Origin of the sequence: Enterococcus sp. DIV1758, from assembly GCF_051711985.1 — a bacterium.
Taxonomy (GTDB): Bacteria; Bacillota; Bacilli; order Lactobacillales; family Enterococcaceae; genus Enterococcus; species Enterococcus faecalis.
Map to the genome: position 1 here is coordinate 533,737 of NZ_JBIOOA010000001.1, position 13,804 is coordinate 547,540.

Here is a 13,804-nt window from a genome sequence, read left to right on the forward strand (position 1 = left end):
CTAGTAAATCTGTTATTTTAGACAAAAGACAAGGAGGGCTATTCAGTGGAATATGTAACAACATTAGAAGAATTAGAAGAAAAAATTACAGACAATCGTCTACAAGCCGTCTTTTTGACAGCAAAAAATTGTAGTGTTTGTACAGTTGATAAACCGATTGTCGAAAAAATTTCAACAAAATATGAATTTCCTACATACATTGCAGAAGCTGATAAAAGTCCAGAAATAATTGGACAATTAAATGCTTTTTCTGCACCGACCATTATCTTATACTATGAAGGAAAAGAAATTCATCGCCAAGCTAAAATTATTAACTTTCAAGAAATTGAAAAGAGAGTTCGACAAGTACAAGAAAATAGTTAATCAAAAAGGAAGCCACCGATCACGGAGAGGCTTCCTTTTTGATTATCTCGCTAAATGTTCAGTTTGTTGTTGAGAAAAAAGTTGATAACTGACAAAAACTTCTGCTCTTTTGTTTACTTCTAATTTAACGAAAATATTGTGGATATGTGTTTTTACTGTCCCGATTGATAGGAATAGTTCGTTGGCTATATCTTGATTTGTTTTGCACTCTAAAAGTAACGAAAGCACTTCTCTTTCTCGCTGCGTTAATTGATAGGCATCACAAAAAGGCGCCAAAAGTACGGGTTCATCTGATTGATTTTCTTCCAATTTAGCAGCGTCTTTTTCAAGAACCGACAGAGGAAAATCACGATTACAGAAGTAAATAATGGCGATGGAGAGAATGATTGTATAAATATCTTCAGAAACGTTTCGGTTGTTAATTTTAAAGACAATATCAGAATATTGGTCAATGTTAAAAATAACGAAGGTATCTTCCAAAAGAATTGCCACACCGAAACCAATGCTTAGCCAACCAATAAAACGAAGATATTTTTTCGCAAGGGCTGATAAAGGATCTATTCGTAATTGATAGAGCGCATAGCATCCAAGGTAAATTAAAAATAGCTGATTGGGTAAATAGTACAACCAAACTTTTAAGGCGGAATTTTGTGAAAATGGAATAGCTAGCATCCATAAACCAATTAAAAATAACCAGACAAATTGATAATTTTTAAAAGGACGCCCACTAATAGTATTGATAATAGCCAGATAGGCAAAATTACAACAAATAAAAATGATGGTCTTTAAAAAAGGTGCGGTCATAAAGGTCTGATTATATTCGGTTGCAAACGAATTAATGAACTCAGTCATATAAACAATCACATTGTCACAAATAAAAATAACCATTAAAAAGAGAAGCAATAAAAAAATCGGTTGTTTATTTTTCAAGTAAAGATTTAAGGTGAAGGTTGAAGTAAACGAATATAAAATAATCAATAAGATGTTATAAATAAAAACAAATGTCACGATTGGAAACCCCTTTCATCTTTTATTTTAAGTGAATGATTTTTCAAAATAATTATACCATTTTCAAATCTATGATTGGTCAGAAATTAGAGAGAAATCCGCCTAAACTTTTATAAACCCCTGGTGTACTAACGGTTTATAACCATAAATAAACTTTTTTTAATGAAAAATCACGCCAAAAAAGAAAACGTTTTCTGACTTTTGGTGGATAGTAAACTCTTCGCTAAACTTGGTAAAGTCAATGTGTAAACAAAAACAACTTTAGGAGGAACACATCATGAAAAGAGATTACGTTACAACAGAAACATATACGAAAGAGGAAATGCATTACTTAGTCGATTTATCATTAAAAATTAAAGAAGCGATTAAAAATGGGTATTATCCGCAACTGTTAAAAAACAAATCTTTAGGAATGATTTTCCAACAATCTTCAACTCGAACACGAGTATCTTTTGAAACTGCAATGGAACAATTAGGTGGACATGGCGAATATTTAGCACCTGGTCAAATTCAATTAGGGGGACATGAAACGATTGAAGATACCAGCCGCGTATTGTCACGTTTAGTAGATATTTTGATGGCTCGTGTGGAACGTCACCATAGTATTGTTGATTTAGCTAATTGTGCTACCATCCCAGTCATTAACGGTATGTCTGATTACAATCATCCAACCCAAGAATTAGGTGATTTGTGTACCATGGTTGAGCATTTACCAGAAGGCAAAAAATTAGAAGATTGTAAAGTTGTCTTTGTCGGAGATGCGACACAAGTTTGTTTTTCTTTAGGATTAATCACAACAAAAATGGGCATGAATTTTGTTCACTTCGGTCCAGAAGGCTTCCAATTAAATGAAGAGCATCAAGCGAAATTAGCAAAAAATTGTGAAGTTTCAGGCGGTAGCTTTTTGGTCACAGATGATGCAAGTTCTGTTGAAGGCGCTGATTTCTTGTACACGGATGTTTGGTATGGCTTGTACGAAGCGGAATTATCTGAAGAAGAACGTATGAAGGTTTTCTATCCAAAATATCAAGTGAATCAAGAAATGATGGATCGGGCAGGTGCCAATTGTAAATTCATGCACTGTTTACCAGCAACACGTGGGGAAGAAGTAACTGATGAAGTAATTGACGGTAAAAATTCTATTTGTTTCGATGAAGCAGAAAACCGTTTAACATCTATTCGTGGCTTATTAGTATATCTTATGAATGATTATGAAGCAAAAAATCCTTATGATTTAATCAAACAAGCAGAAGCAAAAAAAGAACTAGAAGTTTTCTTAGACACTCAAAGCATTTAACGGCCAACTGTCCACTGATTGAAAAAATGAATCAGTGGACAGTTTATAAAGAGAGGAAGAGTCTTCATGGAGGGGAAAAAGAAATTTAGTTTAACGAGTGCCATTTTATCAGTGATCTGTGTGGTTTTCGTTGCTGAAGCAGCGGCGCCTGTTGCTGCAATTGGTAATTCTCAGTTTTTTTGGTGGATTTTCTTATTAATTGCATTCCTATTGCCATATGGGTTAATTTCATCAGAATTAGGAACAACTTATATTGGTGAAGGGGGTATCTATGACTGGGTGACCAAAGCATATGGTCATCGTTGGGGTGCCAGAGTTTCTTGGTATTATTGGATTAATTATCCATTGTGGCTAGCTTCATTAGCCGTTATGACGCCAGAACTATTAACGACAATTACAGGTATTAAGTTTTCAACACCGATGATGATTATTGTTGAATTAATTTTTACTTGGATTGTGGTTTGGATTAGTTTTTATCCAGTCAGCGACAGTATCTGGATTCTAAATGGAGCTGCCGTAATCAAGATGGTTTTAGCAGTCTTAATTGGTGGGCTAGGATTGTATGTAGCCTTGACGAAAGGTGTTGCCAATGAATTTACCTTGAAATCAATGCTGCCAACGTTTGACTTAAGGAGTTTATCTTTTATTTCTGTAATCATTTTTAATTTGTTAGGGTTTGAAGTCATCTGTACGTTTGCAGATGATATGGAAAATCCTAAGAAGCAAATTCCACAAGCTATTGTAGCAGCGGGGTTAGTCATTGCGGCCATTTATATTTTTTCAGCCTTTGGAATTGGGGTAGCGATTCCCACCGATCAAATTAGTACCGGCAGTGGTATGATGGATAGCTTTAAACTATTGACAGGCTCGACAGAAGGTTGGTTCATTATGTTGATGGCTTTCCTATTCCTTCTTACGTTGTTTGGCAACATGATTTCTTGGTCATTAGGAGTCAATAATACAGCTTGTTATGCTGCTGAAAATGGTGACATGCCTAAATTTTTTGAAAAACGTAGTAAGAAAAATGACATGCCAATTGGGGCTGCTTTGATGAATGGCATTGTGGCATCGGTGGTCATTGTATTAGCACCAATTTTACCTAATCAAGATTTATTCTGGGCCTTTTTCTCCTTGAATGTCGTCCTATTCTTGTTATCGTATATCCCAGTTTTCCCAGCTTTTTATAAGCTTAGAAAAATTGATCCCGATACACCACGTCCGTTTAAAGTTAACGGAAAACCAGGATTTTTAAAAGTTTTAGTGGTTTTACCAATGATTATGATTATTATTTCACTGATTTTCACAGCAGTACCTTTAGATTTTAGTCCCGCAGCATTAAATGAAAAATTACCAATCACAATTGGGGCAATCATTTTTATTCTGTTTGGTGAAGTAATTATTTACGTGAAAAAAATTAAGAAGGGAACGAAAGAAAATGGCTAAACGAATTGTAGGAAGTACCCCTAAACAAGATGGCTTTAGAATGCCAGGAGAATTTGAACCACAAGAGAAAGTTTGGATGATTTGGCCAGAAAGACCGGATAATTGGCGTGATGGTGGTAAACCTGTCCAAGAAGCGTTTACTAATGTGGCCAAAGCAATTAGTCAGTTTACACCGATGAATGTGGTGGTTTCTCAACAACAATTTCAAAATTGCCGTCGCCAATTGCCGCCAGAAATTACGGTTTACGAAATGTCAAACAATGATGCCTGGGTCCGTGATTGTGGACCATCATTTGTCATTAACGACCATGGAGAAATCCGTGGTGTGGATTGGACATTCAATGCTTGGGGGGGATTAGTAGATGGTTTATATTTCCCTTGGGACCAAGACGATTTGGTTGCACAAAAAATTTGTGAAATTGAGCATGTAGATTCTTATCGTACAGATGATTTTGTTTTAGAAGGCGGTTCATTCCACGTAGATGGACAAGGAACAGTCTTGACTACAGAAATGTGCTTATTAAGTGAAGGTCGAAATCCACAACTTTCAAAAGAAGCAATCGAACAAAAATTATGCGACTATTTAAATGTTGAAAAAGTTCTTTGGCTAGGTGATGGAATTGACCCAGAAGAAACTAATGGTCACGTGGATGATGTAGCTTGTTTTATTGCACCTGGTGAAGTGGCTTGTATTTACACCGAAGATCAAAATAGCCCATTTTATGAAGCGGCACAAGATGCGTATCAACGTTTGCTTAAAATGACTGATGCTAAAGGACGCCAATTAAAAGTCCACAAATTATGCTGTCCTGTCAAAAACGTGACCATTCAAGGCTCCTTCAAAATTGATTTCGTGGAAGGAACCATGCCACGAGAAGATGGCGATATTTGTATCGCATCCTATATGAACTTTTTAATTACAAATGATGGCGTGATTGTGCCACAGTATGGTGATGAAAATGATCGTTTGGCTTTAGAGCAAGTTCAAACGATGTTCCCAGATAAAAAAATTGTCGGCGTTAATACGGTAGAAGTTGTTTATGGGGGCGGCAATATTCACTGTATCACACAACAAGAACCAAAGCGCTAGGAGGGAAACAGATGTCAAAAATAGTGATTGCATTAGGTGGAAATGCGTTAGGAAATTCTTCGAAAGAACAATTGGCAAAAGCACAAACCGCTGCAAAATCCATTGTTGATTTAATTGAACAAGGCCATCAAGTGGTGATTGCTCACGGCAACGGGCCACAAGTTGGCAAAATTCGCTTAGCTTTTGAGGAAACGAGTCAATCTCCAGAAGATGTCGTGCCGTTTCCTGAATGCACAGCAATGAGCCAAGGCTATATTGGCTATCATTTACAACAAGCAATTGATGAAGAACTAGTAGCCAGAAATTTAGGGGAACAACCAGTTGTTACGTTAATTACACAAGTCGTGGTGGATCCAAAAGACCCAGCGTTTACAAAACCAACAAAACCAATTGGTGGTTATTATGACGAAGAAACAGCCAAACAATTGATGGCGGAAACTGGGAACGTCTATCAAGAAGATGCGGGTCGAGGCTGGCGACGGGTAGTTCCTTCGCCAAAACCAGTTGATATTTACGAAAAGGTTAGCTTGCGAACACTTGTTGATGCAGGACAGATCGTAATTGCTTGTGGTGGTGGCGGGGTTCCTATTGCCTATGATGGTCCAGTCTATCATGGTGTAGATGCAGTCATTGATAAAGACTTTGCGGCAGCTAAAATGGCTGAACTCATTGAAGCAGATGTTTTTGTGGTATTAACTGCAGTAGAACATGTTTTTGTTAACTTTGGTCAAGCAAATCAACAAGCTTTGACCGATGTTACGGTTACGGCAATGCAACAATATATAGAAGAAGATCAATTTGCGCCAGGTAGTATGTTACCTAAGGTGGAAGCGGCCATCAGTTTTGCAGAAAGTAAACCAAACCGCCAGGCGATTATCGGGCTTTTAGAATTAGCTTCGGAAGCAATCAAAGGAGAAAGTGGTACACGAATTACACAATAAATTCTCAGTATTTAACTTTCACAAAAGACTAAAACATACGCATTTAGCGGACTAACTTAATCGTTAGAGAGTAGGACATCGGTCGTTTTGACGGATGTCCTACTCTTTATTTTGTCTTTTTAACGAACAAAACTGTTAGTTGTCATGCAAAAATAAACATAGTAAGATAATCTTTAAATGGTATAGGAGGATAAAAATGTCTAAATTTTTTAAAGTAATCGGAATAATTGCTGTTTTGTTAGTCATAATAGGCGCTGCAGCGTATTGGTTTATACTCAAAAAGTTCACTCCTGAGGCAGAAACCCCAGCAATGTACAATCAAGAGAGAATCGTTAAAACGATTGAAGACCAATTAAAAGAAACAGATGTACAAAAAGCTCGTACCAAAGCACCGTTGATTATTGAAAAAAATATCACTGAATTACAGCAAGCGATTGCCAACGGAACATTGACCTATGAAGAACTTACGGCGTTTTATTTGGACCGTATTTTACAGTTCGATCAAATAGATAATGGTATGAACAGCATCTCTGAAATCAATCCGCAAGCAATTAAGGAAGCAAAGGCATTTGACCAGCAAGCCTCTCAAACACCGAAGAAGCCTTTGTATGGTATTCCTGTGACTTTGAAAGAAAATATAAATACGACCAACATGATTTCGAGTGCAGGAGCTTATGCCTTACGCACGTTCAAGCCTAAGGAAGATGCGGAAGTAGTTAAGAAGTTAACAGAGGCGCAAGCTTTGATTTTAGGAAAAGTAAACTTATCTGAACTAGCGAATTATATGTCAATGAAAGCACCAAGTGGCTATAGTTCCAAACATGGACAAACACTTAATCCTTATGGGCCACTCAAAATAACACCTTCAGGTTCAAGTTCTGGGAGTGCGGCCAGTGTGACGATGAATATCGGCGCCTTCTCTTTAGGCACTGAGACGATGGGATCGATTGTTTCCCCCGCTTCTCATCAATCAGTGGTTGGTTTTAAACCGACCCACAGTTCAGTAAGTGGCGAAGGTGTTTTGCCATTGGCACCGTCATTAGATACAGTTGGCCCGATTGCCCGAAGTGTCGTTGATGCTGCACAAGGCTATAATGCGTTTAAGAAAGACACGGTTCCGAGCATTGATTCAACGAAATTTACTAAAAATAACTTACAAGGCCAACGCATTGGGTTGCTAGAAATGCCAAGTGCTGAAGAAGAATTTGCGACTGCTAAAAAGGCCCTCCAAAAAGCAGGAGCAGAAGTGATTCCGGTAACACCAGATATGGAAGGGATTGATGGCGGGAAAGTTATTTCCAATGAATTTAAGTTTGCATTGGAAGAATTTGCGAAACGTTATGATTTACCATTTAAAAAACTGGAGGAACTAATTGCGTATAATCAACAAGATAAAAAGGTTCGTGCCAAGTATGGGCAAGATTTATTAGAAGCAGATGTTAAAAAGAAACAACCAGATAAAGAAGTCATTCAAGCAACCATTAAAAAAGCACAGCAAACGTTTGATGCGTTGCTAAAAAAACAACAATTAGACGGATATGCTTTTATTGATTCTGAAGGTACGGGTTTAAGTGCCGTGGCAGGATATCCTGAATTGACTGTTCCTTTGGCGAAAAACAGTGAAGGACAACCTTATGGGCTGACTTTTACACAAACTGCCAATAAAGAGCAAACGTTATTTGAGCAAGCTTACAGCTTTGAACAAAGTACCAAAGGACGGATAGTGCTTTCAGACAACGAGCTATTGGCAAACAGTAAAAAAATAAGTAGAGATGAGCAGTAAAGGGAAACTAGGAATGGCGAAACATCCGTATCAAACCTAATAAAGATAATCGACCTACAAATGAAAGAAAATTATTTGTAGGTCGATTATTTAGGTGAGTCGTTTTTTTTTTTTTGCTTTTTTAGGCGAATGTTTTCATGTAATAAGTTAATAAGTGGCCAGATTCGAGAAATAAGGCCGTCAATTTTTAAGCATTTCAATAAAAAGAGTGAACGATGGCTGTGTTTGAAGCATAAATATGTGCGGTTGCTTCCGCTTTCGCAACATTAATTTGGAGCGCTACCGTCGTAAAGGGTTCTGCAGCAGGAATTATTAGATGGAAACAAATCCATGACTACATAGAAGATTAAAACAAGATGAAGAAAATATTGTGGCAATAAAGGATATCAGAAAGCTTACGAAATAACTATATGTAGTGTCTTTTTATTTTTTTAATCAATATATAGTATTAAAATCTTCTTTTTATTCCGAAATCTGATTGACTTGTTTTTTAAAACGGAGTACTCTTATTGAGACGTCAACAGAGAAAAGTTTGGTTTTAGGAAGGTCGGAAATTTGTCGTGAATAAGAATTTTTTGGTGAATGATTTTAAAGGTTGGGAAACGAGAAGTTACTTGTTTTTAGCTTTGATGGTGGGGGTACAGTTGATTGCATTTGCTATCAATCCATCGAATTGGATTACGTTAGTAGGTGGTTTAGCCGGCATCATTTGTGTGAATTTAATTGCCCAAGGAAAAGTCAGCAATTACATTTTTGGCTTAATCAGTGCAGTGATTATTGGCTATTTTGGGTTAGTAACACGGGTATATGCGGAAGTTCTTTTACAAAGCTTCTATATTATTATGGACATTACAGGGCTTTATGCTTGGCTTCGGGCTAGCGAAGATGGCTCGGGTCAAGTAACCGAAGTAAAAGTTTTAAAAGGTATTCAGTGGTTGTATGCCTTTTTCACGTGGCTGCTCATTGGCGTAGCTGCATATATTTTGTTAGGCTTTGTAAATGATGCGCAACAAACATTAGATGCAATCACGTTCAGTGTTTCAGCGACAGGGATGTTATTGATGATTAAACGTTATCAATCGCAATTCGTGTTTTGGTTACTAGGAAATATTTTTTCAATTTTGTTATGGTTCCGAGCAGGGACGCACGCTGGTGGTGATTATGCGATATTTGTTATGTATTGTATGTATACTTTTAACTCAATTTTTGGTATGTTTAATTGGTTGAAGATAAAAAATAAAATGGAAAAAAATAGGTAGGGAGTTCGATGGCAGTGATTGTTTTAGCAGGTACGATTGGCGCTGGTAAATCTAGTTTAACAGCTTTAATTGCAAACCGTTTAGGTTCAGAAGCCTTTTACGAATCAGTTGATGATAATGAGGTATTACCTTTATTTTATGCGGAACCGGAAAAGTACGCATTTTTATTACAAATTTATTTTTTAAATAAACGTTTTGATAGTATTAAACAAGCATTAACGCATGAAAATAATGTATTGGATCGCTCGATTTATGAAGATTCATTACTTTTTCATTTAAATGCAGATTTAGGTCGTGCCAACGAAACAGAGGTCAAAGTGTACGATGACTTATTACAAAACATGCTCCAAGAATTGCCTTATGCTGCGCATAAAAAAAGACCTGATTTGTTAGTTCACATTCGTATTTCATTTCCCAAAATGTTAGAACGCATCAAAAAACGTGGCCGTCCTTATGAACAAATTGAGACAGATCCAACGTTGTATGATTACTATCAAATGTTGAACGAGCGTTATGATCAATGGTACGAAGACTATGATGAAAGTCCTAAAATTCAAATTGATGGCGATAAATATGATTTTGTCGAAGATCCTGAAGCGTGTCAATATGTCTTGGCATTAATTGAGAAGAAAATTGAAGAATTAGAAAGATAAATAAAAAGAAGCAAGTCCGGACTTGCTTCTTTTTGACTTAAAATGTGGATAGATAGGCTAAAGTTGCTACTAAATAAAGGAGTGTAGTGCTAAATTATAGAATCGGATTTTAACCTTCCCCTAAGTTAAAATCGGATAATCTATCCATCGACAGTTTAAGTTTGTATAAAATAGCGGTAGCTATTATCAACGAAGTCATTCATCGGTTGACCTGACTTCTCTAGAAGTATACCATCGAAAATAACCAACAGTTGTTCAAAATTTGGACTTAGTAAGTGTAAATTTTGATTGAAAGTTTCTGTAAATCAATCATTTATTCAAAAAATAATGCTCGAAAGAAGGAAGATAAATGGGCCAAATTTGGTTTGAACGCATTCTACGTTGGCGCAAAAAAGCGCAACGATTTTTACAAGGACGTTATGCCCGGTTTGATGAATTGAATCGAACGCTGTTGCTAACAAGTGTTGTGCTGGCGCTCATCAATATTTTTACTGGCTATCTTTGGGTTCGATTATTGATTTTAATCACAGTCGCCTACGTGTATTATCGCTTTTTTTCAAAACATATTCACCCGCGATTGAATGAAAATCAACGGTTTATTCTTCGAAAACAACGCCTAATGCAAAAGGTTCATGCTTTTCGCAAGCGACACATGACTCAGAAAGGATATCGTTATTTTAAATGTCCAAAATGTCAGCAGTCATTACGTGCGCCGAAAGGACGAGGAACAATCAAAGTCACTTGTTCAAACTGCCAAAATCAATTTATCAAAAAAGTCTGACCTTCTGTGTTTTTTGGTCTAGGCAACTTTCGGACTTGTGGTATACTTGAGAAAAGAAACCATTGGATATTCTAAAAGGGGAATATCTTGTTAAAAAAGGAGAGAAAAAACAATGGAAATTAAACGCCAACAAGAAATTGTTGAAGCGTATCACTATGATATGCGAGTACCTGATTCAGAAGTAGAGACAGATTTACGTGTCAGTTTTTCACCAATTGAAGTAGAAGAAGAAAATTATCCAGAAAATAGCTCAGCACTTGTTGCTCGCTTAGAATTTCGAATTGTCTTTGACGAATTTGTTTTATCAGGGGCGATTAGCCAAATTAATCACATTATTGATCGTAAAATTGAAAAACAAGAAGATATTTCGCAAGAAGAAGTCGATGAACTTGTACGTCCTTTATTTAGCATCGTCGAACGTTTATCTTATGAAGTAACTGAAATTGCTCTGGATCGTCCAGGTGTTCAATTGAATTTTCAACAATCAGAAGAAGCGTAACCTTTAAAAACAGCGTTTATAACGGATTCCGTTACAAACGCTGTTTTTATTCTTGTGAAGATTTAGCAACCAAAGCTTTTTTAAACTGTTCATAATTTTTTGTAGCGATATCCACATAAGCAATCGGCTGACCAACTTTGGTGATTTTTTCGGGAAGATAGGGAGCGAGCATTTCATTGTACAAAATGAACGCAGCTTCTGGTACTTTCTCTGAAAGAACATCATAACTGATAAAGTCAATTTCATAGGTTGGTTGAAAAAAGGCTTTGATGTTTTGCTGCTCTTTATTTGAAAAGAGCCAAGGACCTCCATTTGCAGGGCTCCCAACATACAACATTGCTCCATCACGGTTGACAGAAAGGATCCAACAAATTTTTCGCATACGCTTACACCTCCTAGAACTAAGTATATCACGTCAGATTAAAAGAAAGAGGACAAAAAACAAATTATTTTTACAGTGACTAGTAAAACAACGCTTGGTGATAGTTTTAAACTATCACAACGGTTATTTTCTATCAAAAAGTAAGCAAATTATCCCACTATTTGCTATAAAATAAGGTACAATAGAACTATCACTGGAAACAGTTTGCTGTTTTCAGGGTATTTACTGGAGAGTGAGTACCGGGAACCTTTACTTCCTTTGATGTACTTGTCATTAAAAACATAGGGAGGAACTAAAATGACAACATTCATCACTGTATTAGTGATCCTTGCATTTATTGCTGTGTTATTCGGTTTCTACCAAATGCAAAAGAAACATTTAAAATTCTCAACACGTGTCTTTTCAGCATTGGGCGTGGGGATTGTTTTAGGTGCAATTATTCAATTTGCTTTTGGTACAGACAGTAAAATTACTACGCAATCAATGGAATGGATCGGGATTGTAGGTAATGGTTATGTAGCGTTTCTACAAATGCTCGTAATTCCGTTAGTATTTGTATCTATCGTAGGTGCATTTACAAAAATGAAAGAATCCAATAAATTAGGAAAAATTAGCTTTAATGTGTTAGCCACCTTACTAGGAACAACAGCAGTAGCTGCCTTGGTGGGGATTGGAACAACCTTAGCGTTTGGTCTTCAAGGGGCAAAATTCACGCAAGGTGCTGCAGAAACGTCAAGAATTGCCGAGTTAGCGACGCGTCAAGATGCGATTCAAGATTTGACGATTCCCCAACAAATTGTTTCATTCATTCCTAAAAATGTCTTTGCTGACTTTGCGGGAACACGACCAATGAGTACCATTGGGGTGGTAATCTTTGCTGCGTTTGTTGGTGTCGCTTATTTAGGCGTTCGTCGTAAAGCGCCAAAAGAAGCTGAATTTTTTGCAAATTTAATTGATAGTTTATATAAAATTACCATGCGAATTGTTACCTTAGTTTTACGCTTGACCCCTTATGGCGTGTTAGCGTTAATGATTAATGTTGTAGCAACAAGTGATTTTGTTGCGATTATTAACTTAGGTAAATTTGTGTTGGCATCGTATGTGGCCTTAATTATTGTTTTTGCCATTCACATGTTGATTTTAATTACTTTAAAAGTCAATCCAGTTACGTATCTAAAAAAAGTTTTTCCAGTCTTGAGCTTTGCTTTTACTTCTCGTTCAAGTGCAGGAGCTTTACCATTAAATATTGAAACACAAACCAAAGCATTAGGTGTTGATGATGCCACAGCAAACTTTGCTGGTAGTTTCGGTTTATCTATTGGACAAAATGGTTGTGCCGGCGTTTATCCAGCTATGTTAGCAACCATCGTTGCACCAACTGTTGGAATTGATGTCTTTAGTTTACAATTTATTTTAATGTTAGTAGCAGTTGTCACAATCAGTTCATTTGGCGTAGCCGGTGTCGGCGGCGGAGCAACCTTTGCTTCTCTAATCGTTTTAGGCGCAATGAACTTGCCAGTTGCAATTGTTGGTTTAGTAATTTCGGTTGAACCACTTATTGACATGGCGCGGACAGCTGTTAACGTTAACGATAGTATGGTTGCAGGTGTGTTAACAAGTGCTCGTATTCATGAATTAGATCGTGATGTCTTAAATGATCGCGACGTTGTCTTAGATGCAAATATCTAAATCAATAAAACGAAAAGTGTTTGAGCAATGTCTTGCTCAAACACTTTTTTTGATTTTAAGCGAAAGTGCAGTAATTATTTAAAAGAACGTATATAATAAGTTGTTAACTAAATTCAAAAGGACGTGAAGGAATGTTTTCAAACCAAGTAAAGATTATGTTATATGTGAATAATGTTGAGGAATCTAGTCAATTTTGGCAAACGTTTGGCTTTGTTGAAAAGGAAAGAGAGGAAGTTGACGGCACATTGGTGGTAGAGATTGCGCCAAGTGAATCAGCAGAGACGATTATTGTTTTATATGATTTGGCCTTTATTCAAAAACATTCACCAGAAGTGGCGGGGAATACCCCTTCTCTAATGTTTGCTAGCGATGATATCATTGGTCTCTATAAAAAAATGCAAGAGGCTGGCGTTACTGTCGGTGAAATGGTTCAATTGCCAACAGGCTTAGTTTTTAATTTTGCAGATAACGATGATAATTACTTTGCTGTGATGGGGCAAGAAAGTAAATAAAAAACAGCTTGGCACCAGAATCAATCTAGATTCTGGTGCCAAGCTGTTTTTTATAAAAGTTGAAAGTTTTATAAATTTTACTAAAATCTGTAATTTTCATGAAA

The 13,804-nt window shown here is 36.6% G+C and carries 14 protein-coding genes; 12 read left to right on the forward strand and 2 right to left on the reverse strand.

Annotated elements, in window-relative coordinates; all coding sequences use genetic code 11:
• The first annotated feature begins 45 nt into the window (after positions 1-45).
• Complete coding sequence (locus IGJ52_RS02795; RefSeq protein WP_002383003.1) at positions 46-363, forward strand: thioredoxin family protein; 318 nt, start codon at positions 46-48, stop codon at positions 361-363.
• A 42-nt stretch (positions 364-405) separates the two neighbouring features.
• Here the strand turns inward: IGJ52_RS02795 and IGJ52_RS02800 are convergent, their stop codons facing one another.
• Entirely contained in the window at positions 406-1,251 is an 846-nt protein-coding gene (locus tag IGJ52_RS02800; protein WP_002392183.1) for a helix-turn-helix domain-containing protein, read from the reverse strand.
• A gap of 397 nt (positions 1,252-1,648) precedes the next feature.
• Between IGJ52_RS02800 and ptcA the strand changes: the two genes are divergently transcribed.
• The 9 genes from ptcA (at position 1,649) to IGJ52_RS02845 (ending at position 11,117) form a co-directional block, all read left to right on the forward strand.
• The gene (gene ptcA / locus IGJ52_RS02805; RefSeq protein WP_002355587.1) at positions 1,649-2,668 is read left to right on the forward strand and encodes a putrescine carbamoyltransferase; all 1,020 of its coding nucleotides are present in this window, start codon (positions 1,649-1,651) and stop codon (positions 2,666-2,668) included.
• A 66-nt stretch (positions 2,669-2,734) separates the two neighbouring features.
• A complete protein-coding gene (locus IGJ52_RS02810) occupies positions 2,735-4,111 on the forward strand; it encodes an APC family permease (protein ID WP_002355588.1) in 1,377 nt (458 codons plus the stop codon).
• A complete protein-coding gene (gene aguA, locus IGJ52_RS02815) occupies positions 4,104-5,201 on the forward strand; it encodes an agmatine deiminase (protein ID WP_002383005.1) in 1,098 nt (365 codons plus the stop codon). Before IGJ52_RS02810 ends, aguA begins: the two co-directional genes overlap by 8 nt.
• Before the next feature lie 11 nt (positions 5,202-5,212).
• A complete protein-coding gene (gene arcC / locus IGJ52_RS02820; protein ID WP_002366182.1) occupies positions 5,213-6,142 on the forward strand; it encodes a carbamate kinase in 930 nt (309 codons plus the stop codon).
• Between the two features lie 196 nt (positions 6,143-6,338).
• The gene (locus tag IGJ52_RS02825; RefSeq protein ID WP_174100071.1) at positions 6,339-7,925 is read left to right on the forward strand and encodes an amidase family protein; all 1,587 of its coding nucleotides are present in this window, start codon (positions 6,339-6,341) and stop codon (positions 7,923-7,925) included.
• Between the two features lie 560 nt (positions 7,926-8,485).
• Complete coding sequence (pnuC, locus tag IGJ52_RS02830) at positions 8,486-9,184, forward strand: nicotinamide riboside transporter PnuC (RefSeq protein WP_002355593.1); 699 nt, start codon at positions 8,486-8,488, stop codon at positions 9,182-9,184.
• Between the two features lie 8 nt (positions 9,185-9,192).
• Entirely contained in the window at positions 9,193-9,837 is a 645-nt protein-coding gene (locus IGJ52_RS02835; protein WP_002355594.1) for a deoxynucleoside kinase, read from the forward strand.
• A 349-nt stretch (positions 9,838-10,186) separates the two neighbouring features.
• The gene (locus IGJ52_RS02840) at positions 10,187-10,618 is read left to right on the forward strand and encodes a hypothetical protein (protein WP_002383008.1); all 432 of its coding nucleotides are present in this window, start codon (positions 10,187-10,189) and stop codon (positions 10,616-10,618) included.
• A 112-nt stretch (positions 10,619-10,730) separates the two neighbouring features.
• A complete protein-coding gene (locus tag IGJ52_RS02845; protein WP_002358717.1) occupies positions 10,731-11,117 on the forward strand; it encodes a DUF1149 family protein in 387 nt (128 codons plus the stop codon).
• A gap of 46 nt (positions 11,118-11,163) precedes the next feature.
• Here the strand turns inward: IGJ52_RS02845 and IGJ52_RS02850 are convergent, their stop codons facing one another.
• Positions 11,164-11,499: a hypothetical protein gene (locus IGJ52_RS02850; protein ID WP_002383009.1), complete on the reverse strand. Its 336-nt coding sequence runs from the start codon at positions 11,497-11,499 to the stop codon at positions 11,164-11,166.
• A gap of 297 nt (positions 11,500-11,796) precedes the next feature.
• Here IGJ52_RS02850 and IGJ52_RS02855 point away from each other — a divergent pair, with 297 nt between their 5' ends.
• Positions 11,797-13,188 (forward strand): L-cystine transporter, encoded by a 1,392-nt coding sequence (locus tag IGJ52_RS02855; RefSeq protein WP_002355598.1) that lies wholly within the window; start codon positions 11,797-11,799, stop codon positions 13,186-13,188.
• 131 nt (positions 13,189-13,319) lie between these two features.
• The gene (locus tag IGJ52_RS02860) at positions 13,320-13,700 is read left to right on the forward strand and encodes a VOC family protein (protein WP_002363195.1); all 381 of its coding nucleotides are present in this window, start codon (positions 13,320-13,322) and stop codon (positions 13,698-13,700) included.
• Positions 13,701-13,804 lie beyond the last annotated feature (104 nt).

Bases quoted from the DNA above. Each gene is read 5' to 3' on its own strand.
- IGJ52_RS02800 (WP_002392183.1), bottom strand. From the start codon at position 1,251: ATGGTTATTTTTATTTGTGACAATGTGATTGTTTATATGACTGAGTTC.
- ptcA (WP_002355587.1), top strand. From the start codon at position 1,649: ATGAAAAGAGATTACGTTACAACAGAAACATATACGAAAGAGGAAATG.
- IGJ52_RS02810 (WP_002355588.1), top strand. From the start codon at position 2,735: ATGGAGGGGAAAAAGAAATTTAGTTTAACGAGTGCCATTTTATCAGTG.
- aguA (WP_002383005.1), top strand. From the start codon at position 4,104: ATGGCTAAACGAATTGTAGGAAGTACCCCTAAACAAGATGGCTTTAGA.
- arcC (WP_002366182.1), top strand. From the start codon at position 5,213: ATGTCAAAAATAGTGATTGCATTAGGTGGAAATGCGTTAGGAAATTCT.
- IGJ52_RS02825 (WP_174100071.1), top strand. From the start codon at position 6,339: ATGTCTAAATTTTTTAAAGTAATCGGAATAATTGCTGTTTTGTTAGTC.
- IGJ52_RS02835 (WP_002355594.1), top strand. From the start codon at position 9,193: ATGGCAGTGATTGTTTTAGCAGGTACGATTGGCGCTGGTAAATCTAGT.
- IGJ52_RS02840 (WP_002383008.1), top strand. From the start codon at position 10,187: ATGGGCCAAATTTGGTTTGAACGCATTCTACGTTGGCGCAAAAAAGCG.
- IGJ52_RS02845 (WP_002358717.1), top strand. From the start codon at position 10,731: ATGGAAATTAAACGCCAACAAGAAATTGTTGAAGCGTATCACTATGAT.
- IGJ52_RS02850 (WP_002383009.1), bottom strand. From the start codon at position 11,499: ATGCGAAAAATTTGTTGGATCCTTTCTGTCAACCGTGATGGAGCAATG.
- IGJ52_RS02855 (WP_002355598.1), top strand. From the start codon at position 11,797: ATGACAACATTCATCACTGTATTAGTGATCCTTGCATTTATTGCTGTG.
- IGJ52_RS02860 (WP_002363195.1), top strand. From the start codon at position 13,320: ATGTTTTCAAACCAAGTAAAGATTATGTTATATGTGAATAATGTTGAG.